Raw genomic sequence first — 20,033 nt, forward strand, 5'->3', positions numbered from 1 at the left:
GGACAACTTAAGGTACTCTCGATTACGCAGATAATCCGGCAGTCTTGAAGTGCTTCACTTACAAGGAGAACTCCGATTCAACTGCACAAGATGGCCGGCACCAGAACGTCGGGCAACCTGCTGGTAGTTAGTGTTTTTTTGCATTAACGGACACAGAATACGCTATTTAAGACAAATTCATCATTTTAGATACTGAACGGACATAGGATCCGTTATTTGCGCCAAAACAACATAAAAATGCCGGATATGCGCCCAATAACGGATCTTGTGTCCGCTGCGGTTTAAATTATGGCGTGATCTCATCATATAACGGAACTGGAGTCCGATAGGAACAGCGAGTAGTTGACTACTTCAAGAACAGTTAATGCCGGCGCGGGATCGGTATTTCCGGCCTGCCCCCCCCCCACTCCCTCCGCCTACTTCTCCTCCATCAGCTGCCGCAGCTTCGCTTCTGTCGTTGTATCGGGAGCTGGCGTATAGATGCTGCACCGCAGGTCATCATTTCCGTACACTTTGAGTGACGTGAGTTCATATACCATTTTCCCGGCCTTGGCATGCCGGAATTCCAGATGTACCTCCGGGGCATAACTGACCTGGCTCTGCTCCCACATACGGTTGAAATCCGGGTGCCCGTTCTTCATCTCCTCCAGAAAACGGTCATACCACTCATCCTCGACGTATTGACCGTAATAGGACCGGAACATCGACAAGAAGCCGCTGGCGAACTGTTCCCAATTCACCGCCAGCCGTTGAAACTCCCTGCGGGTGAAGAGCAGCCGGATCATGTTCCGCTCCTCGGGCGGAATGCGGTCAAAATCCAGGAACACGTACGCAGCCGCACGGTTCCACCCCACGATGTTGCACATCCGATCTGATATCATGACGGGGCAATATTTCAGCTCGGTGATGATTTTTTGCAGAGACGGGCTGATCTGCACCGCTTCGTGTTTGACCGTATAAGGCTCCGCCCCGCTCTCCAGCGCCAGAGAATACAGATATCTGCGCTCATCCGCGTTCAACTGAAGCGCATTGGCGACGCAGTCCAGCACGGACGATGACACCTGGATGTCGCGTCCCTGCTCGAGCCAGGTGTACCAAGTGGTGCTGACACCCGCCAGCTGGGCGACCTCTTCCCTGCGCAAACCCGGCGTTCTCCGTCTAGTCCCGGGCGTCAATCCGACGGACTCGGGCGAGATTTTGGCACGTTGTCCTTTCAGGAAAGCCGATAAAGCTTGCAATTTAACCTGAGAATTCATCTTATGGGCCTCCTTCCGTTATTAAGGATAGCAGTATTTATACTAGGATAAACGGTATCTTGTAATAGGATACTACACGTGACATTATAACCTTAAGATTGACAAGTTATAAAGTCTTAAAGGAGGCTGTTGATCCATGGAAAGAGTCGTTATCACCGGTATGGGCGTCATATCGCCGCTGGGCCACGATGTTGAGACGTTCTGGTCCCGGCTGGTACGGGGAGAGTCCGGAATTACACATATAGAAACTTTAGATACATCCAAACAGAAAGTAAAAATAGCAGGTGCCGTGAAGGAGTTTGACGCAAACGCGCTGTTTGGCGTTAAGGAAGCCCGGCGGTTGGACCGCTTCTGCCAGTTTGCCTTGGCTGCGGCCGATCAAGCCATAAGTCAGTCGGGACTCAATCTTGATCAGATCGATCATGAGCGGATGGGGGTATACGTTGGATCTGGCATCGGCGGTATTCAAACCTTAATGAATCAGAGCGACACGCTGTCCTCCCGAGGACCCGAGCGGGTGAGCCCTACCCTGGTTCCCATGATGATTCCCAATATGGCGGCAGCGCTCATCAGCATTAAATACAAGGCGCTGGGCTCTACGCTTGCGCCGGTTACCGCATGTTCGATCGGCAATACGGCGATCGGCGAGGCTTTCTTTAACATCCAGGCGGGCCGCTCCGATGTGATTATTGCGGGATGCTCCGAAGCGGCGTTGACCGATATCTCGCTGGCCAGCTTCGCAAATGCAACCGCCCTTTCCTCCCGCAACGATGAACCGGGCCGGGCCAGCCGGCCGTTTGATACGGACCGGGATGGATTCGTCATGGCGGAAGGTGCCGGCATCCTCGTTCTGGAGTCCCTTTCCCATGCCTTGGGCAGAGGCGCCGAAATTCTGGGCGAAGTCATCGGATATGGTGCCAGCTCGGATGCCTATCATATGGTCGCCACGCCGGAAGACGGCAACGGCGCGGCACGGGCAATGAAGCTGGCCCTGACCGAGGCGAACCTCTCCCCGGCCGACGTGGATGTCATCAGCGCTCATGCCACAAGCACGGTCATCGGTGACCGTTCGGAGACAGCGGCCATTAAGCAGGTGTTTGGCGAAGAGGCGTATCGCATTCCGGTAACAGCTAACAAGTCGATGACCGGACATATGCTGGGCGCATCCGGCGGCGTGGAGGCCATTGCGCTCGTAAAATCCCTGCAGGAAGGCATCATTCCACCGACGATCAATCTGGAGAATGCCGATCCGGCATGCGATTTGGATTATGTACCCAACCAGGCGAGAAACGCCGAGCTCCGGATTGGCATGTCGAATTCCTTCGGCTTCGGCGGACATAATTCGGCGATTGTTATCCAGAAATATAAGCATGAGTAACCTTGAGCCCCGGACCCCAGTGAAAACTGGGGTCTTTTTCTTGTTGCGATTCTGGAAGGATGGGCTGAATAATGAGACAGAAACAATTTTTAAATTTTTTTCGCAGAATCAAACTTTTTGAAAGACTCGCACGTCTTGCTTCCGTAAGTCAATTGCAATTGATGGTTACCCGCGCGGGCCCAAAGGAGTGTCATATTTACATGAGTGGCGGCCGGAAGCTTGAGAAGCTTCTTATCCAATGTATAACCGAACATCAGAACAGCGCCTACCGGCTGGCATACAGCTACGTTAGAAATAAAGAGGATGCCCTCGATATCGTTCAGGACGCGATCCACAAAGCATTTTTATCCATGGAAAAGCTGAAGCAGACGGGTTCATTAAAAAGCTGGTTTTTCCGAATTATTGTAACTACCTCCCTGGATTTCATTAGAAAACAGAAAAAAGTCCACGTCATGGACGACGAGAACCTGGAGGTTATATTACCCGGCAGCCATGATCACTATCCGAATCTGGATCTGGCTCAATCTTTGGAGGAATTACCCGACAAGTATCGGGTCATCATCATACTCCGGTTTTTTGAAGATATGAAGATTGACGAAATTGCCGAAGTGCTCCACGAGAATGTCAGCACGGTGAAAACGAGATTATACCAAGGACTACAGAGACTGCGGGTGAACTTAAGCGAGGAAGATCAAGAGGAGGCACAACGATAATGCATGACAAGCTGAATAGGATGAAAGAGCAGTACGAGAGCACTCCTATTCCTGACGAACTAAGCTCCATTGTCAACAAGACCATAGCAACCAGACGAAAAAAAAATAGAGCGCTGCCCTGGCTCGCCAGTGCTGCGGCTGCATGCATCCTACTGGTCGCCGGAGTGAATACCAGCCCTGCCTTCGCCCAGGCCATGTCCGATGTGCCGGTTCTGGGCCATATCATCAAGGTGATCACCATCCGTGAGTATGCCGAATTAGGCGATAACACGGAAGTGCATATCGAAACACCCGGCATTGCCAACCTAGGAAATACGGAGCTTGAGCAAACCCTGAATAACAAATACCTGGAAGAAAACAAGAAACTGTATGAGGACTTCAAAGACGAAGTCGCCCTGCTAAATAAAGAAGGCGGCGCGCATCTGAGTCTCGATAGCGGTTATGAAGTGATCACCGACAATGAACAGCTGCTGACACTTTCGCGCTATATTGTCGAATCTGCTGGAAGCTCTGCCGAATCCAGAAAATACGATACGATCGACAAGAAGAACCAGATGGTGATCACGCTGCCGAGTCTGTTCAAGGATGATCGTTATATCCAGGTCATCAGTGACAATATCAAGGAGCAGATGCGCCAGCAGATGCAGAATAATCCGGACAACATCTACTGGGTGGAGCAGCCCGGCGTGGAGTCCGATGTACCGGAGGATCTGTTCCAAACGATCGCCAAGGACCAAAACTTCTACATCAACCAAGACGGCAAACTGGTCATCAGCTTTAATGAATACGATGTTGCACCCGGCTATATGGGCGTCGTGGAATTTACCATTCCAACGGAAGCGATCGCAAACCAGCTCGTCAGCAGCGAATACATTCGGTAGATCAGCCGTACATCACCACGAATGCAGATCGTTCTTCCGCTCCCTGCTGCCCCCAGATTTTCTTTTGAAACATTATGAGTAGTAGAAGACCAGGGACAAAGGGGACCGATTCGCTTCACCAGACGATTCTGCCTTTCCGTTATAGATCACAAACAGTAAATATTCAAACCATAAAAACCTGGAGGTAATATATCATGAAAAAAGCAATGAAGCACACAACCCCCATAACCAAAACCCTGGCGGCTGCCGGATTAGCGGGCATCCTCATGATCTCCGCTTCGGGTCTGCCATCCGCTCATGTCCATGCCGAAACCAAAGCTGCAGCGAGCACGAATCGGGTGACCGCTCCAACCGTTGCCCCGCAACGGGTAACATCCAAAACACTGCAATCCAAGGAAAAATGGCTGAAAACCAATATTAAGATCCCTGTATTCCAAGGTTTGACTGACACCAAATATCAAGACCAGTTGAATGACATTATTGAATCCCATGCTTCCAAGGATATCGCCAAATGGGAGCAGGAAGCCGCCGAGGCTGCGGCAAATGCACAAAAGAACGGCTATACCATGCGCCCTTATCAGTTGACGATCACCTATGAGCTTACATCGGATGGCACGGACGACAGCTTGATCTCCCTCAAGGTCATCACCGAAGGCATCGGGATGAACAATGGCGATCCCCGCGTGGATACGTACAACTTCACGAACGAAGCCGAAGCACAGCGCGTGACGCTTGAAGACCTGTTCGGCAAGGATTACAAATCCATCGTGGATAAAGCGGTCAAAACGGCGATTGCCGCGGATCAAGACCATTACTTTGCGAACGAAGACGGATTTCAAGGCATAGACGCGGAGCAATCCTTCTATGTCTCGGACGGAAAAGCCTATATCGTATTCCAAAAATACAGCATTGCCCCTGGATCCACAGGTACACCGGAATTTGCCGTAAAGCTGCCGGGTAAAGGATCCGACATAAAGCCTGCTGCAGCCGTGTTGAAATCAGGCGCTTATTACAAAGATAAAAACGGCAAGCTCATGGTTCAGGTATCTGTGCTGCGCCAGCTGCAATTCAATGTCAAGTGGAACGGCAAGAGCAAAACCACAGAAATCTCCAAGGGAGCTGTCTGGAGCGCGGTGAAGCTGAACAAGGATGCATACACTTTGGGTAAAATGGCCCCACGTTCGCTGGGCTCGGCTCCTGTCATGAAAAAAGGCCATGTCTATGTTCCGCTTGCTTTTCTGACAGACATTCTGAACCTGAAAGCAGCTCAAGGCAAGCATGGCGAGATTACGCTGACAGCTGGAAAATAACTGGATCCAATCACTTCAAAGTCTGCGCCTCCTGCACACCATCTTTCAAAGCAGGGACAGCGCAGCATGCTATAAAAAGGAGGCCCTCTCCAACATGGTATTATCCCCTCTAGGTAGACAAGCGAAAAAGGACATCGGTAAGATGGACTTACGCAGTCGATCGGGAGGGGATTTTTCATGGCGAAAAAGGGAACGAAATTTAATCGTTACAGTATAGAGACGAAACTTGAGGCGGTACGTCTTCATTTAGAAGAAGGGCTGGGATCAACGCCCTGCTTGATATTGGTTTCTCCCCATTGGCACAACTCCTCATCAAAGTCCCGTGAGCGGACTTGAATCTGGTGGTGCGAGATGGTGAGATCCACCTCTTGGGTCATTTTCGTATGCTCCATAAGTAAAGCACCTCGCTTTTTAGATACCTACATTCTATTTAAGCCGTTCCAACTGGATCGTGGCCAGCCTGCGTTCCGTATCCACCTGAAACCGCAAGCTGATGCCCAGCTTCTCCTCGAACAATCGGGTGACATTCAGATACTTGACCTCTACGACTCCCGACCCTCCTCGGCCGTTGGAACGCGTCATGCCTGCGGTGATAATCTCCTTCACCAAATCCCTATCCGCTTTGGCTTCCGGATCATATGTAAATATGGGTTCCTTACGGTTTATACTCATCCAGCAGATCCCGAAGATCTTCGGCGACCTTCTCCTCCAACTGCTGCTCCAGCTCGAGCATCAGTCCATCAATGACAGTATTCATAAAATAACCTCCGTTGATTGCATGTTCACTCAAAGCCGAGTGCTTCCCTTTACTAAAAACTATATTGAACGCAGCAATGAAAACAACATGTCCTGCGGCATGCAAAAAAAGAGACAAACTCCCTCTTGAGATGTTCGTTTTGGTTCTTTTATGAAAACACCCCGGGGTATTTATGGCCGCTGAAGCGCAGCTATTTCATGCCCGGAATCGGCTCATTCGATACCAGGGATAGGCATTGTGGGATAGAGGTAGCCCGCTCTCCTATCGGAGGATAAACACAAGAATGCCGCCAGCAGATATGAAAATCCACCGATGCGGCATTCTGATTTACATTGATATGCTAAATAACATCGACAAACTCCAGCTTCCCAAAACGCGAAGGAATATGGTAATTCACCTCACCGGTCGGGCTCCATGCCTGATACTCCCGATTTCCTTCGGTGTCCTCATCAATGCGGTAAAAATTCACATTCCAGCTTCGTCTCGCTTGCGGAGGGTTCTTGAAGTTCGCAGCAGGAATGCGAATTTCATAAATCAAATTTCCCTTACCGTCATGTTCTACCGAGGTTTGAAGACCGGTAAGATCCCAATGAATATCGCTGCTTGTGATCGACTTTCCTCCATCATTACGGATCAGGGCGTCGAATATAACATTGTTCGGACTAACCTCAAGCTCGATATATTCCGTTCCCGTTCCTGTTTCATCGATAAACAGTTCCACGACATCCTGTTCATACAGCGGATCATCCCGATGCTGATACTCCGATACGATATGAGAATCCCGGCAAACAAACCGTACATAGAAGTATTCGGAGCTCCAGCAGGCGCGAACCTCGGTCGCTTCCTTCGCAGCAAGCCCGGTCACGGTATCACTTAGAGCCACCGCTTCATAACGGTCCCAATCGACGTTCCCCTGATGCTGCTCTCCCTGCTGGATGTATAGGGCGGGCTTGCATGGGTAAATTGCCGTATAATGCATAATCATCCCTCCGAAAAATTCAATTGGTAGTCTATCCTCTATGATAAGACATACAGATTCGGTTCGCTATTCCGTGGTAAGAATAAAGAACATACGGGAAATCCCATCTTTTGCTCTATGTCCCCATAGTGAAAATAAGCGCATGCTGTGCTACAATAATAAAATTGCAAACTCTAGGGAGGGTTATGGATTCGCCATGCTCATAATTGGTATCGCCGGCGGCACCGGATCGGGCAAAACGACGGTTGCCCGCTCTGTCATTGACCGACTTGGTTCAGATAAAGTCACGTTTATTTCGCAGGATAACTATTACAAGGATCATAAGGAACTCAGTTTCGAGGAACGCGAAGCGATTAACTATGATCATCCGTTCGCTTTTGACAACGAGCTGCTCGTCGAACATCTCGGCATTTTGAAAAGTGGACAACCCGCATTCGCACCGGTGTATGATTTTACCGCTCATGCCCGTTTCACGGATCAGACCATCGAGCTGAAGCCGAACAACATCGTTATCATCGAAGGCCTTCATGTGCTGTCCGATGAGAATCTGCGCAAGCTGCTTCACATTAAAGTGTTTGTGGATACCGATCCCGATGTGCGCCTGCTTCGCCGGGTCGTACGCGATATTGAGGACCGCGGCCGGACCATCCAGTCGATCCATAATCAGTATCTGACAACCGTCAAGCCGATGCATGAGGCGTTCATCGAGCCCTCCAAGAAATACGCCGACCTGATCATTCCCGAAGGCGGAGAGAATGAAGTTGGCATTCGCCTGCTCTCCATCTTGACCGAGAAATATTTGACCGGCGATCGCACGCTGTCGGGGGAATAGGACAAGCCTGCGATTCAAACACACGGTATTCGCTGAAATCTCAATAGAAATCAAGAAGACGAGGGAACCCATATCACCATGAAGCTTCTGTTGGTGAACGGGGTGAATCGGCAGCGGCCGCTAAAAACGACCGCTAAACGGAAAAGGCCTGGAGAGCGGGGGTTCTCTGCTCACCAGGCCTTTTTGCCGTGCATATAACATGGAGCGTAGATCATGAGGAAACTCATCGAGACCGCACTTGCACCCGTCATCAAAGCTGGAGTACCAGCATTAAGTGAAGAACTCATTGGCTGTAGGGAGATATTTCGCTTTGACCGTGCTCGGCTGAACGTTTTATCCCCTGGAACGATCAAAGCAGGAACTGCGGCTAGTTCCATCACCCGTAAGCGGTTAGGTAGCCTTCCGCTGGAGCGTTCCTACCTGATGAACTGCTCGGAGGCGTATTATTTCTTCTAGGACGGCAGCTAGAAAGAGCTACCGTCCTCGCTTTCATTGCAATTGGTTGTTTTCCCCCGCTCACTTGAACATATTTTTGAGCACCATCATCAGGTTGGCCGGCTTCTCTGCCAGCCGCCGGGTGAAATACGGGTACCACATCGTTCCGTAAGGCATATAACACCGGATGCGGTAGCCGTCCTGCGCAAGCGCAGCTTGATCGTTCATCCGCAGCCCGTACAGCATCTGAAACTCAAATTCCTGTTTGTCTATGCGGCTCTGCTCGGCAAACACCTTCACCCAGTCGATGATGTGGTCATCGTGCGAAGCAATCGCGACGTAGGCGCCCTGATCCAAATGCATTTTGATCAATTTCTTATAGTTGTCAATAACCTCCCGCTTCTGCTGAAAGGCAATGGTTCCAGGCTCTTTGTACGCCCCCTTCACCAACCGCAGATTAACACCGGCATGCATTAAATTCTTGACGTCCTCCTCCGTACGGAACAAGTAGGCCTGCATCACAGTCCCCACATTGGTCAGCCCCTCTTGATGGAGCCGCAGCGTCATGTCAATCGTCGCCTGGGTATACGGGGAATCCTCCATATCCAGACGAACGAAGTTCCGGTGCTCTTTCGCCTTTTTCGCCACCAGCTTGATGTTCTCGTAAGCCTTCTCGGGGTCCAGTGCCATACCCATCTGTGTCGGTTTCAGCGATACGTTCGATTTCACTCCCCGCTTGGCAATCCCTTCCACAAGCTTCAAATACTCCTCCCGGTACCCGGCCGCTTCATCCAGCGTCGTGATACCCTCCCCCAAATGATCGAGCGTGACGAGAATGCCCTTCTCGTTCAGCCTCTCAATTTCATCCAGCGCCTCATCCAAGGTATCGCCGGCTATGAATCTGCCCGCCAGTTTCCGGCCGTACTTGATCGACAACCACTTCACGAATTTATTACCGGACACCGTCAGGATCACTTTACGGTAAAGCTCGGTTCCGTCCATGCGTGCGCCCCCTTTGCAAAAGGTAAACCAAAATGCACTCTATCTTAACTCATATGCAAAAATCATGACGGCATGCAGGAAGACATACATATCTACATAGAGCTTTTCGCCAGAAGATCCTAAACACCCCACCATGATGCATTCAGCAGCTGGACCATAGACCTTAAGCTTCGATTCATATCATGTTAAGGAGGGGCCTCCCATGCGCGTACCTTTTCGGAACGAACCATTTATGGACTTCAACAACGAGTGGAACAACAAGTTATACGATGCGGCGTTATCCGGGGTCGAAGCCGAGCTTGGCCAATCGTACCCCCTGGTTATCGGCGGTACCAAAATCTATACGGAGCGTACCGCACAATCGGTCAATCCGTCTCGGAAGCGTCAGGTCATCGGCATTGTATCCCAAGCCGATACCGAGCTTGCCGAAAAAGCTATTCAGACGGCAGCGCGTACCTTTGAGACGTGGAAGCACACCAAGCCGAGCGAACGGGCACGATATCTGTATAAGGCAGCTGCGATCATGCGGCGGCGCAAGCTCGAGTTCTCCGCGCTGATGACGCTGGAAGCCGGCAAAACGCGTGCCGAGGCGGACGCGGATACGGCCGAAGCGATCGATTTCATGGAATTCTATGCACGCGAAATGCAGCGTCTAAGCGCGCCCCAGCCGCTGACGGTTCACGAGGAGGAAGAGAACCATCTCTATTACATCCCGCTTGGCGTCGGCATCGTCATTCCGCCGTGGAACTTTCCGCTCGCGATTATGGCAGGCATGACCACGGCGGCCATCGTCTCGGGCAACACCGTTGTGCTGAAGCCAGCGAGCACCACGCCCGTTATTGCCGCCAAATTCGTGGAGCTGCTGGAAGAAGTCAGCCTGCCTCCGGGCGTTGTCAACTTCCTGCCGGGACCGGGCCAGGAGGTGGGCGATTATCTGGTGGATCATCCGCTGACCAGGTTCATCAGCTTTACGGGATCCCGCGACGTCGGACTGCGGATTCAGGAACGCGCGGCCAAGACGCAGCCGGGGCAGCGATGGATCAAGCGCGTCATCGCCGAAATGGGCGGAAAAGACGCCATTATCGTAGACAGTGAGGCGGATCTGGATCTCGCGGCGGATGCGATCACCGCTTCGGCATTCGGCTTCTCCGGCCAGAAATGCTCCGCCTGCTCCAGAGCCATCGTGCATGAGGACGTCTATGATGCCGTACTCCAGAAGGTCATCGAACGCTCCAAGAAGCTGGTGATCGGCTGTCCGTCTCACGCCGAGATTCAGGTAGGGCCCGTCATTGACGATAAGGCCTATCGTAAAATTCTGGACTATATTGAAATCGGGAAAGGTGAAGGCACGCTGGTACTCGGCGGTTTGCCTGGCGATCCGGAGGGGTATTTCATACAGCCGACAATCTTCGCGGACGTGGCCAGCACCGCCCGTATTTCCCAAGAGGAGATCTTCGGCCCGGTGGTGGCCTTCACGAAGGCCGCCTCCTTCGACGAAGCGATCCAATTCGCCAACAATACTGACTACGGGCTGACTGGCGCGGTGATCTCGAACAACCGCGAGCACCTGGAGCAGGCGCGCCGCGATTTCCATGTCGGCAACCTGTATTTGAACCGGAAATGCACCGGCGCCTTGGTGGGCACCCACCCGTTCGGCGGCTTCAATATGTCCGGGACCGATTCCAAAGCCGGCGGGCGCGATTACCTGCTCCTGTTTACGCAGGCAAAGGCGGTGTCGGAGCGATTCTAATTACGGCATGCAAAAAAACCTCTCCATGACGATGGAGAGGTTTTTAATGTATCTTGGTTTATTGGCTTCACGCCGTAACCTTGCCCTTAATCTCCCGGACCACCTTGCCCTGGAACGATTGATTCATCCAGTACGCAAGATGAATGCCTTCCTCACCCAAGGTGCATTCCGTGGTTAAGTAGAATGGCGTCTCTGTCAGGCGGATGGTCAGCTTCAACGTCCGTTCATCCTTCCAGGTCATGGAGGCAGCATATTCGTTATCCCCCATCATCATCAGCTTCGTGGTTCCCGACTTCCACTCGTTACGACCACAGACAATCGAATGGACACCGTGTTCCCCCGTAAGCTCCATTACCGCGCCATCTTCTTCAAACCGAACGGAGAACGAACGCAGCTTCTCCTCATTCTCTTCGAGATCATAGACGATCCCGGAGACGTCCTTCTCGATCGGGGATGCCGCCTCATCTCTTGGCGGATCCAGCTTAAGATTTTGCAGCGTTCCAGTAAGAGAAGCCTCAGCTCCGGTATCGGCCGGCAGCACATCAGATCCCATCGCCGGCTGCAGATGCTCCCACACTTCATTCAGCACGGCCTGCATGTCTCCTAGTCCGGAGGTAATCGCAATCACCGCATCCTGATCTGGCAGCACGACGCAATATTGCCCAAATGCGCCATCACCGCGGTAGGCCCCGTGGCGGCACATCCAGAATTGATAGCCGTACCCTTCGGTCCAATCCGAAGAGGAATCCGCAGGTCCGTTGGATATCTGCTTGGAGGTTGCCTCTTCAATCCACGCTTCCGGAATCAGGCGCTGGCCTTCCCACACCCCCTTCTGAAGATAAAGCTGACCGAACTTGGCAATGTCCTCGGTCTTCAGCTTAAGTCCCCATCCGCCGGTGTTGATCCCCTGAGGACAGCTTTCCCAGGTGGCTCCATGAATGCCGAGCGGCTCAAACAGACGGGGCTGCAAATAATCCAGCAGCGTGATGCCGGTGACCTTCTGCAGAATCGCCGAGAGCATGTAAGTCGCTGCGCTGTTATATACAAAGTGGGTGCCGGGTTCATGCTCAACCGCTTGTTTAAGAAAATCGGCTGCCCAAATATCGGACGGCATGGCAGGCTCCTGGGCGTGTCCCGTTCCCATGATCAGCAAATCACGAATCGTCATCGCGGACAGATTCGGCGAGGAATCTTCAGGAGCGTATTCCGGAAAGAAGCCGATCACCCGATCCTCCAGCGCAATCTGTCCCTCTTGGGTCAACAGTCCGATCCCGGTAGAAGTAAAGCTCTTGCTTAACGAGAACAGCATATGCGGTTTGTCCGCCTGATACGGCTTCCACCAGCCTTCCGCTACGACATGTCCATGCCGTACCAGCATGAAACTGTGGAGTTCAAGCTGCTTCTCCTGAATCGATCCGATAAAACGTTCAATGGACTGAGATGAGATTCCTTGGTTTTCGGGGGTACTTCTTGGCAATAATTGAACCGTATTCATGTTCATCCTTTTCCGCCTCTCCCTGTATAACAAGATAAATTCATCATGACCCTTCCATTATACACCAGGCAATGGTAACGCTTCATCATATCGTATAGCACGAAAACCCAGTCGCTCACTAATGTCATTCAAGTCTTCCCGTGCAAGAAAGGAAGCCTCCTGATCGCGTCCTCGCGCCAGCTCTTGCCCATCCACTTGAGCATTGCCGCACTGCACCATTTCCTCCGAATACCGTGCCGGATGGGACAGAAAGAAGTACTGGTCTTCCGTCAAGCCGCCCAGAACCCTTTCAAACGACTCGATCCCGTCCGGAACGCCGCCCGGGAAGAAGTTGTAGTAATAGCGATGGTTGATAAGTCCCTTCGCTTCAATCCAGCGGTCCAGCTCTTCTTGCAGCCCGGGTATGAAGCGCTCCGGCAGCATATGAGAATCGACATAAGAAATGTTGAAGCCTGCTGCGGTCAGTTTATCCAGCTGCGCTTGGCACTCTATAAGGATCTCCTGCAGCGAAGGCGGATGATGTTGAAACAAGCTCGGGTCCTGATAGAAATATCCGGCCCGATCGACAAGCGAAGGAACCTGTTCCTTCGCGGCAACAGGTCCCCAGCGTACGTTATCCCACTCCGCGTTCAGCGTCATATGGAAGCCGAAGCAGATGTCCTTGCGATGCGCCAACAGCTCCGCGGCCTCGGCAAGATAAGGACCGGGGGCCATGATGGACACATTTTTGATAAATCCGGCCTCTACCGCCCGGGTAATCGCAGCATTGGCGGAACGGCTGGAAGCATAATCGTCGGCTCTCGTAATGATCCGCCTCATTTTACCGCACCTGCCGCAATCCCTTTAATGATGTATTTCTGCGCGAAAATATAGAAAATGACTACCGGGATGATCGTCAGCGTCAGACCGGCCATCGCCTGGTTCCACACAATCGTGAATTCTCCGAAGAAATAGAAGGTCGAGAGCGGGATCGTCCGCAGCCCTTTGTCCGACAGCGTCAGCGATGGAAGCAGGTAGTCGTTCCACAGCGCGATGACGTTCAGGATCGCGATCGTCACGCTGATGTTTTTCAGCAGCGGGAACACGATTCTCCAGAACACGCCCAGCTTGGAGCAGCCATCAAGCGTTGCCGCCTCCTCCAGCGCAACCGGTACGGATTTGATAAATCCGTGATATAGAAATACCGCCATACTGGACGTGAAGCCGACGTTCATATAGATCAAACCCTCATGGGTATTGAGCATCGGAATGTGCAGATTGGTGCGAATCCAGTCCATTACCTGCATCAGCGGCATCATCAGCGTTTGGAACGGAATCAGCATGGTCGCCACGAAGGTAAAGAAAATAACTTTGCTCAGCTTATTATCCGTCCGAACCAGCATCCATGCCGTCATGGATGCGAGCACGATGACGATAATCACCGAGATGACGGTGACATACAGCGAGTTGCCCAGAGCGGTGAAGAAATTCATCTTCTCCATCGCGGATTTATAGTACTCAAAGCTGAAGGAAGAAGGCAGCGCAAGCGCATTCTCATACAGCTCGGCACGATCCTTGAACGAGTTAATCAGCATGATGAAGACCGGAGACAAGAAGACCAGCGCAGCGAGGAACAGCAGGATGTCGAGCAGCCATTTCCCTGATTTCTTCATTACATCTGCACCTCTCTTCTCTTCGTGATGATGACTTGCGTCAGCGTGAGTCCGGCAACAATCAGGAAGAAGATGATCGCTTTCGCCTGACCTAATCCATAATTACCGTAAGCAAAAATCTCGTTGAAAATATTCATCGCAAACATCTCCGTCGCATTGCTCGGACCGCCCTTGGTCAACGACAGGTTCACGTCATAGATTTTGAATGCACCAGACAGCGTCAGGAACAGGCAGATCGTGAACGAAGGCATTAACAGCGGGAATACGATGCTCTTGAGACGCTGCCACAGATTGGCGCCATCGACCTTGGCCGCTTCCATCAATTCATCCGGAATCCCTTGGATGCCCGCGATGTAGATGATCATCGTATAACCCGCCAGCTGCCAGGTGAATACCGCAACGATCGCGTACAGCGCAAACTGCGGATGCAGCAGCCAGTTAAAGAACACACTGTCAAATCCGGTCTTCTCGCCCAGGAAGCTGAAGGCATCCGTAAAAATAAACTGCCAGATGTAGCCCAGGATCAGACCGCCGATGAGGTTGGGCATAAAGAACATTGTCCGGGCCGCATTTCTCGAGCGGAGCTTCGTCGTCACCAGCAGCGCAAAGCCAAGACCCAGAATATTGACGCATACCAGTGCGAGCAGCGTGAATTGAACCGTATGCCAAGCCGATGACAGGAATCGGTCGTCCTGGAACAGCTGAACGTAATTGTCGAACCCTACGAATACTTTGGGATTTGCCGGAATGCCGTCCCAATTGACGAAGGAGTACACAATCCCGATAATGAACGGGATGAGAACCACGGTCGTGAAAATAAACAGAAGCGGCACCGTAAACAGGGCAAACCAGGCTTTATCCTTTCTTTTGCTCATAATCCATACCTTCTTTCCGTTCCGGATGATTCCCGCAAGGCGGCATCAAACCTTGAATTCGTGTTAGAAAAAACAAAAGCCTAACGCTCATCATCAGAACGTCTGAGGCTAGGCTTTCATTTTCATGGAATTGTAATATCAGATGATGGTCGCTCGGCCTCGATTATTTCGATGCTTTCGCCCACACTTCATCCAGCTTCTGCAGGAACTGTTCACCTGTCATGCCCGGATTCATGAAGTACTCCTGCGTAGCCGGAGCCAGGTCATTGGTGATGATTCCTGATGGGAAGTAGTTCAACGCCCAAGTGATCGTCTCACCCTTCGTTGTTGCTTCGTGCACCGCTTGAGACAATGGATCCAGATCGCCTGCTTCAATATTCGTTAACGCCGGAATGAATTTGAAATCGTCTACGATGGCTTTCTTGCCGCTGTCGCTGGTAAAGAGCCAGTTCAGGAAAGCGTTTGCGGCTTTGACTTCCTCAGCATCGGCCTGATTGTTGACGACCCAGTAGCTGGCCACGCCTACGGCGATTTTGTCGTTGCCGGCGAGCGGGAACGGCATCATGCCGACTTTGGAGCCGAAGTCACCGAAGTCCGCAAGCATGGAGTAACTCCAGTTGCCTTGATGCACCATAGCTGTTTTTTCCGTTGCAAAGTCGCCCATCTGGCTATCATATTTCACTTCCAGCGGATTCTTGGTGTTGGCCTTGATCACGTCCATGAATTTCGCCCACTCTTGGAACTCCTTTGTGTCGGCCATCTTCACTTCGCCCTTGTTCAGCTGGTCGATAAAGGCCAGCGGATCGGATTGAAGCGCAAACGGCGTGTTGATGATGTGTCCGATCAAGAAGTAAGCCTCCTGGGACAAACTCAAGCCGTTCTTGCCGTCAGCTTTCAGCTGCTCCAGCGTCTTGGTGAAGGAATCCAGGTCTTTCATGTTTGCCGGATCTACCAGATCCTTGTTATACACGAGACCGAAACCTTCTACGCCGTATGGAACGCCGACGGTTTTATCATCGACCTTCAATTCCATGTCAGGCGCAATGTTCTTCACATACTCTTCACCGCTCAAATCGGAGAAATAGGACTTCAGCTTCTCGGACTCGGGCCCTGGAGCCACGCTGAATATGGTCGGTCCCTGGTTGCTGCTGAGCTTCGCTACCAGCTGCTGCGAATAAGCGTCACCTGCGGCACCCCATACTTCAACCTCATTGCCGGTTTCTTCTTTATAGGTTTTAACCAAAGCTTCAAGAGGTTCTGTAATTTCTACTTTCGATTGGAAGAGCGTAATTTTCTTCAGCTTATCTCCCCCATCTCCCCCGGATGCTGCTCCAGAATCTTTGTCAGATGTACCACCACAGGCTGCAAGTGTCGCAACCAAAGCCGTTGCAGTCAGTATGCTTAATACCTTTTTTACTTTCTTCAAGTGACACGCCTCCCCCTTAAGGACTCTATAAAGTAAAACGTTTACAAACCCATCATAGGGCGGTTTACCTAGAATGTCAATAAAAATTGTACGCGTTTTCATAAAAATACTAAGTAAATAAACTAGTAAAATCTATGATATTTTACTAGCCATATTCATAAAGTTTATCTCACCGTTTTTCTCCACTGGATGGTGGCGTTCAGTTTAAAGGGCTCCCTGCCCGTTGTGCCCTTGATCATCTCGAGCAGCTCCTTCGCCGCTAAATAACCGCTTTCATATCGCGGGATCGCAATCGTGGTCAAACCGGCCATCGCCGCCGCATCCGAATTATCGAATCCGGTGATCGAGATATCCTCCGGCACCCGTATGCCGTTCTCTTCCAAAGCTTTGATCGCGCCCAGAGCCATATTGTCGTTCGCACAGACCAGCACTTCAGGCAAGGCGTTGCTCAGGATCAGTATTTTGGCCGCCTGATATCCGCTTTCCTCGCTGTAGTCGCCATGAAAATAATTGCGGCGGTCAAACACGATGCCATTCTTCGCAAGCGTATCCATAAATCCGGCGAACCGCTCCTTGTGATCCAGGGTAAACTCCAAGCCGCCAATGTATCCAAAATTCGTAAACTGTTTATCCACCAAGGCCTGGACCATTTCACACATCACGGGGTAGTTGTCCACGATCACGCTTTTGGTGTTAGCGTACTCGTTATCAATAATCCGGTCCATGAGAACGACGGGGAACTGCGGCGTGGCTACCGAGACTAAATATTCGTCCGTCATGTTCCGATCGAGGCTTATGGTACCGCTTGCAAATTTGCTGCGCATAAAATTGGTGCTGGATTTATTCGTACAGATGATAAGGTCGTATCCATTCTCCGTGAGGCAATGGCTGATCCCCTTGATGATCTTTAAATAATAATCGCGATCAAAGTCGCTGAAGACAAATATAATCGTGTTGCTTTTATCGGATTTGGTTGACTTATGCGGAAAATAGCCGTGCTCCGAGCATAATCTCAGCACCCGCTCCCTCGTCTCCCGACCCACGTTCTTGCGCCCGTTCAGCACGTTGGACACTGTAGACACCGAGACATCCGCGAGCTTTGCAATTTCCTTCAAACCACTCATGAATCCTATCCCCTCTCCAAAGGCGTTAGTAAATTTAATATAACATGGATTTATTTTTAATAAAATTTACTTATTTTGCTGGGGCGAGATTTTCCCTGTAACATCATTCTTGTCGCTGCTTGTCGTGATACCTGATCAGGCTAGAAAACCTATGGTCGTCACAGCAAAAAGCAGGCCACGCGAATCCATCGCCGTGACCTGCTAAATCCGAATATATTAGATTTCTTGCCCTTTATACGGTACCGCACCGCTCCTTGATCGTGAATGGATCTCTTGTTGTATCCACTCGTCTAGGCCGATTCACCAGATAAATGCCAAGCCCAATACACACTGTGCCGGCCAAGGTATACCAATGCAGCTGCTCGCCTAGTATAAGCCATCCGGATAATACGCCAAACACGGGAATGAGGAACAGATACACGTTGGCTTTATTGGGATCGCTATTGCGCAGCACATAATACCAGGTAACGAACTGAGCAATCGAGCTCATCAGGATCATCCAGCCCAGAACAAAAAGCTCCTTGACGATCTGGGACGAATCCCATACAAAATGCGGCTGCTCCAGCAGCGGACTTGCGATGAGCAGAAGGATGCCCCCGATCAGCATCTGATAGGCAGCCATGACCCAAGCGTCAAACTCCTTGCCCCAACGGGAACTTAGCAGCGTCGCCATGCCCCAGGCCATCCCCGCACCCAGCGCAAACCAGAATCCGCTCTGCATCTGCATCTCTAAGCCTTGCGTAATGAATACGCCGATAAAACCGATGATCACGCCCGCCCACTGAAGAAGACGATACCTCATACCGAAGATTAGGAAGCTGAACACGATGAACCAGATCGGGTTGCTGGAGGACAGAACCGAGGAACTGCCGGAGGAAATGGTCTGCATGCTCAGGTAGATGCCACTCATCACGAGTGCCGATTGAAACAGACCAATCGTTGCCAGCTTCAGCCACGCAGCGCTGCCCCTGGGATGGGGCCGTCTTACAATGAAGGGCAGCATCAGAAGTCCCGCTCCCACGAACCGGATCGCCAGCAGCACGAATGGGGAACCGAAGGACAGCGCCATTTTGCCGATCGGGAAGTTAAGTCCCGCAACCAGCATCGTAAATATCGTCAGAAACAGCATACGCGGTTTGCTCATGCCATGAATTCCCCTCTCCTTGACCAAGTGTATCCTCAGTTTATTCCGACCTTCATATCATGTAAAATAATTAAATTAGATTCGAGCCATCACTGTGAATGATGGTTATAAGGAGGCTGCTAAGGTGGAGAGTGGGGATCTGAAGATATTCCAGGCTGTTGCCCGTGAAGGAAATATAACCAAGGCTGCAGCCAGCCTTGGTTACGTGCAATCGAACGTGACCGCTAGAATCCGGCAGCTTGAATCCGAGCTGAACACGCCTCTGTTCTATCGGCTCAGCCGCGGCGTCGCCTTAACTTCGGCCGGCTGTAATCTGCTCAAATATGCCGATCAGATTACGCGTTTGCTTGACGAAGCCGTGAAATCGACGAAATTCTCGGAAGAACCGTCGGGTCCGCTGCGGATCGGATCATCGGAAACAACAGCCGCGGTCCATCTTCCCGGTATCATGCTGGATTATCATAGACGATATCCTGACGTGAAACTGTCATTAATTACAGGCCACAGGGCTGACTTGATCCGAGCCCTGAACGAGTATGAACTGGACGGGGCGTTTATCAGCGGACCTCTGGATTACCCGGACTTTGACGAAATCCGGGCCTTTGACGAGGAGCTTGTCCTCATCTCGGAACCGACGGAGGCTGCGCTTCGCGATTTGCTTAGCAAACCGCTGCTGTTTTTTGGCAAGGGCTGCTACCACCGTAAACGGTTGGAGCAATGGCTTCATGAAGAGAACGTGGGGCCCATGAACATTATGGAGTTTGGCACGTTGGAAGCCATCATGGGCGGTGTGGCCGCTGGGCTGGGTATCTCGCTGCTAACGCGTTCTTCCGTTAAGGACTGGGTGGATGCCGGGAAATTACAGGCTTTCCAAATCCCCAAGCGTTACCGCAGCTCCAAGGTCCATTTTATATTCCGACGCGACCTGTTTCGCACCAGCGCCTTTAATCATTTTATTGAGCCGTTTCAGAAGTCCGAATGAATACTTCGACCGGAACGTGAAACAAAGAACCCGTGACCCTAA

General features: G+C 51.4%; 20 protein-coding genes. 8 read left to right on the forward strand and 12 right to left on the reverse strand.

Annotated elements, in window-relative coordinates; translation table 11 throughout:
- Nucleotides 1-416: 416 nt before the first annotated feature.
- Nucleotides 417-1,256 carry a helix-turn-helix transcriptional regulator gene (locus PLA01S_RS31110; protein ID WP_127596489.1) on the reverse strand — a complete coding sequence of 280 codons (840 nt, stop codon included), beginning with the start codon at nucleotides 1,254-1,256 and terminating at the stop codon, nucleotides 417-419.
- 136 nt (nucleotides 1,257-1,392) lie between these two features.
- Here PLA01S_RS31110 and fabF point away from each other — a divergent pair, with 136 nt between their 5' ends.
- From fabF to PLA01S_RS31130, 4 genes are all read left to right on the forward strand, one after another.
- A complete protein-coding gene (gene fabF / locus PLA01S_RS31115) occupies nucleotides 1,393-2,634 on the forward strand; it encodes a beta-ketoacyl-ACP synthase II (protein ID WP_127596492.1) in 1,242 nt (413 codons plus the stop codon).
- Between the two features lie 200 nt (nucleotides 2,635-2,834).
- Nucleotides 2,835-3,347, forward strand: coding sequence for an RNA polymerase sigma factor SigV (gene sigV / locus PLA01S_RS31120; RefSeq protein ID WP_127596495.1), 513 nt, complete (start codon nucleotides 2,835-2,837; stop codon nucleotides 3,345-3,347).
- The gene (gene rsiV, locus PLA01S_RS31125) at nucleotides 3,347-4,228 is read left to right on the forward strand and encodes an anti-sigma-V factor RsiV (RefSeq protein WP_127596498.1); all 882 of its coding nucleotides are present in this window, start codon (nucleotides 3,347-3,349) and stop codon (nucleotides 4,226-4,228) included. Before sigV ends, rsiV begins: the two co-directional genes overlap by 1 nt.
- Nucleotides 4,229-4,422: 194 nt before the next feature.
- Nucleotides 4,423-5,538, forward strand: a complete 1,116-nt coding sequence (locus PLA01S_RS31130; RefSeq protein ID WP_174819287.1) for a DUF3298 domain-containing protein — start codon at nucleotides 4,423-4,425, stop codon at nucleotides 5,536-5,538.
- A 242-nt stretch (nucleotides 5,539-5,780) separates the two neighbouring features.
- Here PLA01S_RS31130 and comJ read toward each other — a convergent pair whose 3' ends face one another.
- From comJ to PLA01S_RS31150, 3 genes are all read right to left on the reverse strand, one after another.
- Nucleotides 5,781-5,930 (reverse strand): competence protein ComJ, encoded by a 150-nt coding sequence (gene comJ, locus PLA01S_RS31135; protein ID WP_246059990.1) that lies wholly within the window; start codon nucleotides 5,928-5,930, stop codon nucleotides 5,781-5,783.
- A 34-nt stretch (nucleotides 5,931-5,964) separates the two neighbouring features.
- Nucleotides 5,965-6,210, reverse strand: coding sequence for a hypothetical protein (locus PLA01S_RS31140; protein WP_246059991.1), 246 nt, complete (start codon nucleotides 6,208-6,210; stop codon nucleotides 5,965-5,967).
- 425 nt (nucleotides 6,211-6,635) lie between these two features.
- Nucleotides 6,636-7,274, reverse strand: a complete 639-nt coding sequence (locus tag PLA01S_RS31150; RefSeq protein ID WP_127596501.1) for a carbohydrate-binding family 9-like protein — start codon at nucleotides 7,272-7,274, stop codon at nucleotides 6,636-6,638.
- Nucleotides 7,275-7,470: 196 nt separating this feature from the next.
- On the opposite strand from PLA01S_RS31150, the gene udk reads away from it, so the two are divergent.
- Nucleotides 7,471-8,106, forward strand: a complete 636-nt coding sequence (gene udk / locus PLA01S_RS31155; RefSeq protein ID WP_127596504.1) for a uridine kinase — start codon at nucleotides 7,471-7,473, stop codon at nucleotides 8,104-8,106.
- Between the two features lie 213 nt (nucleotides 8,107-8,319).
- Complete coding sequence (locus tag PLA01S_RS31160) at nucleotides 8,320-8,562, forward strand: hypothetical protein (RefSeq protein ID WP_246059992.1); 243 nt, start codon at nucleotides 8,320-8,322, stop codon at nucleotides 8,560-8,562.
- A 60-nt stretch (nucleotides 8,563-8,622) separates the two neighbouring features.
- On the opposite strand, the gene PLA01S_RS31165 is transcribed toward PLA01S_RS31160, so the two are convergent.
- The gene (locus PLA01S_RS31165; RefSeq protein ID WP_127596507.1) at nucleotides 8,623-9,543 is read right to left on the reverse strand and encodes a proline dehydrogenase family protein; all 921 of its coding nucleotides are present in this window, start codon (nucleotides 9,541-9,543) and stop codon (nucleotides 8,623-8,625) included.
- A gap of 202 nt (nucleotides 9,544-9,745) precedes the next feature.
- On the opposite strand from PLA01S_RS31165, the gene pruA reads away from it, so the two are divergent.
- Complete coding sequence (gene pruA, locus PLA01S_RS31170) at nucleotides 9,746-11,293, forward strand: L-glutamate gamma-semialdehyde dehydrogenase (RefSeq protein ID WP_127596510.1); 1,548 nt, start codon at nucleotides 9,746-9,748, stop codon at nucleotides 11,291-11,293.
- Nucleotides 11,294-11,360: 67 nt separating this feature from the next.
- Here pruA and PLA01S_RS31175 read toward each other — a convergent pair whose 3' ends face one another.
- From PLA01S_RS31175 to PLA01S_RS31205, 7 genes are all read right to left on the reverse strand, one after another.
- Complete coding sequence (locus PLA01S_RS31175; RefSeq protein WP_246059994.1) at nucleotides 11,361-12,788, reverse strand: serine hydrolase domain-containing protein; 1,428 nt, start codon at nucleotides 12,786-12,788, stop codon at nucleotides 11,361-11,363.
- A 57-nt stretch (nucleotides 12,789-12,845) separates the two neighbouring features.
- Nucleotides 12,846-13,607, reverse strand: coding sequence for a polysaccharide deacetylase family protein (locus PLA01S_RS31180; RefSeq protein WP_127596515.1), 762 nt, complete (start codon nucleotides 13,605-13,607; stop codon nucleotides 12,846-12,848).
- On the reverse strand, nucleotides 13,604-14,440 hold the full coding sequence (locus PLA01S_RS31185; protein ID WP_100539831.1) for a carbohydrate ABC transporter permease: 837 nt from the start codon (nucleotides 14,438-14,440) through the stop codon (nucleotides 13,604-13,606). The genes PLA01S_RS31180 and PLA01S_RS31185 overlap by 4 nt, the downstream gene beginning before the upstream one ends.
- Entirely contained in the window at nucleotides 14,440-15,315 is an 876-nt protein-coding gene (locus PLA01S_RS31190) for a carbohydrate ABC transporter permease (RefSeq protein ID WP_100539830.1), read from the reverse strand. Before PLA01S_RS31190 ends, PLA01S_RS31185 begins: the two co-directional genes overlap by 1 nt.
- A gap of 163 nt (nucleotides 15,316-15,478) precedes the next feature.
- Nucleotides 15,479-16,741, reverse strand: coding sequence for an ABC transporter substrate-binding protein (locus PLA01S_RS31195; RefSeq protein ID WP_127596519.1), 1,263 nt, complete (start codon nucleotides 16,739-16,741; stop codon nucleotides 15,479-15,481).
- Between the two features lie 164 nt (nucleotides 16,742-16,905).
- On the reverse strand, nucleotides 16,906-17,865 hold the full coding sequence (locus PLA01S_RS31200) for a LacI family DNA-binding transcriptional regulator (RefSeq protein WP_071219137.1): 960 nt from the start codon (nucleotides 17,863-17,865) through the stop codon (nucleotides 16,906-16,908).
- A 232-nt stretch (nucleotides 17,866-18,097) separates the two neighbouring features.
- Complete coding sequence (locus PLA01S_RS31205; RefSeq protein ID WP_127596521.1) at nucleotides 18,098-19,009, reverse strand: DMT family transporter; 912 nt, start codon at nucleotides 19,007-19,009, stop codon at nucleotides 18,098-18,100.
- Nucleotides 19,010-19,133: 124 nt separating this feature from the next.
- Between PLA01S_RS31205 and PLA01S_RS31210 the strand changes: the two genes are divergently transcribed.
- Nucleotides 19,134-19,991 (forward strand): LysR family transcriptional regulator, encoded by an 858-nt coding sequence (locus PLA01S_RS31210; protein WP_127596524.1) that lies wholly within the window; start codon nucleotides 19,134-19,136, stop codon nucleotides 19,989-19,991.
- The last annotated feature ends 42 nt before the right edge of the window (nucleotides 19,992-20,033 follow it).

It is taken from the genome of Paenibacillus lautus NBRC 15380, assembly GCF_004000945.1.
GTDB lineage: Bacteria > Bacillota > Bacilli > Paenibacillales > Paenibacillaceae > Paenibacillus_AQ > Paenibacillus_AQ lautus.

Excerpts from the sequence above, each read along its gene's own strand:
- PLA01S_RS31110 (WP_127596489.1), bottom strand. The coding sequence starts at position 1,256 with ATGAATTCTCAGGTTAAATTGCAAGCTTTATCGGCTTTCCTGAAAGGA.
- fabF (WP_127596492.1), top strand. The coding sequence starts at position 1,393 with ATGGAAAGAGTCGTTATCACCGGTATGGGCGTCATATCGCCGCTGGGC.
- sigV (WP_127596495.1), top strand. The coding sequence starts at position 2,835 with ATGAGTGGCGGCCGGAAGCTTGAGAAGCTTCTTATCCAATGTATAACC.
- rsiV (WP_127596498.1), top strand. The coding sequence starts at position 3,347 with ATGCATGACAAGCTGAATAGGATGAAAGAGCAGTACGAGAGCACTCCT.
- PLA01S_RS31130 (WP_174819287.1), top strand. The coding sequence starts at position 4,423 with ATGAAAAAAGCAATGAAGCACACAACCCCCATAACCAAAACCCTGGCG.
- comJ (WP_246059990.1), bottom strand. The coding sequence starts at position 5,930 with ATGGAGCATACGAAAATGACCCAAGAGGTGGATCTCACCATCTCGCAC.
- PLA01S_RS31140 (WP_246059991.1), bottom strand. The coding sequence starts at position 6,210 with ATGAGTATAAACCGTAAGGAACCCATATTTACATATGATCCGGAAGCC.
- PLA01S_RS31150 (WP_127596501.1), bottom strand. The coding sequence starts at position 7,274 with ATGCATTATACGGCAATTTACCCATGCAAGCCCGCCCTATACATCCAG.
- udk (WP_127596504.1), top strand. The coding sequence starts at position 7,471 with ATGCTCATAATTGGTATCGCCGGCGGCACCGGATCGGGCAAAACGACG.
- PLA01S_RS31160 (WP_246059992.1), top strand. The coding sequence starts at position 8,320 with ATGAGGAAACTCATCGAGACCGCACTTGCACCCGTCATCAAAGCTGGA.
- PLA01S_RS31165 (WP_127596507.1), bottom strand. The coding sequence starts at position 9,543 with ATGGACGGAACCGAGCTTTACCGTAAAGTGATCCTGACGGTGTCCGGT.
- pruA (WP_127596510.1), top strand. The coding sequence starts at position 9,746 with ATGCGCGTACCTTTTCGGAACGAACCATTTATGGACTTCAACAACGAG.
- PLA01S_RS31175 (WP_246059994.1), bottom strand. The coding sequence starts at position 12,788 with ATGAATACGGTTCAATTATTGCCAAGAAGTACCCCCGAAAACCAAGGA.
- PLA01S_RS31180 (WP_127596515.1), bottom strand. The coding sequence starts at position 13,607 with ATGAGGCGGATCATTACGAGAGCCGACGATTATGCTTCCAGCCGTTCC.
- PLA01S_RS31185 (WP_100539831.1), bottom strand. The coding sequence starts at position 14,440 with ATGAAGAAATCAGGGAAATGGCTGCTCGACATCCTGCTGTTCCTCGCT.
- PLA01S_RS31190 (WP_100539830.1), bottom strand. The coding sequence starts at position 15,315 with ATGAGCAAAAGAAAGGATAAAGCCTGGTTTGCCCTGTTTACGGTGCCG.
- PLA01S_RS31200 (WP_071219137.1), bottom strand. The coding sequence starts at position 17,865 with ATGAGTGGTTTGAAGGAAATTGCAAAGCTCGCGGATGTCTCGGTGTCT.
- PLA01S_RS31205 (WP_127596521.1), bottom strand. The coding sequence starts at position 19,009 with ATGAGCAAACCGCGTATGCTGTTTCTGACGATATTTACGATGCTGGTT.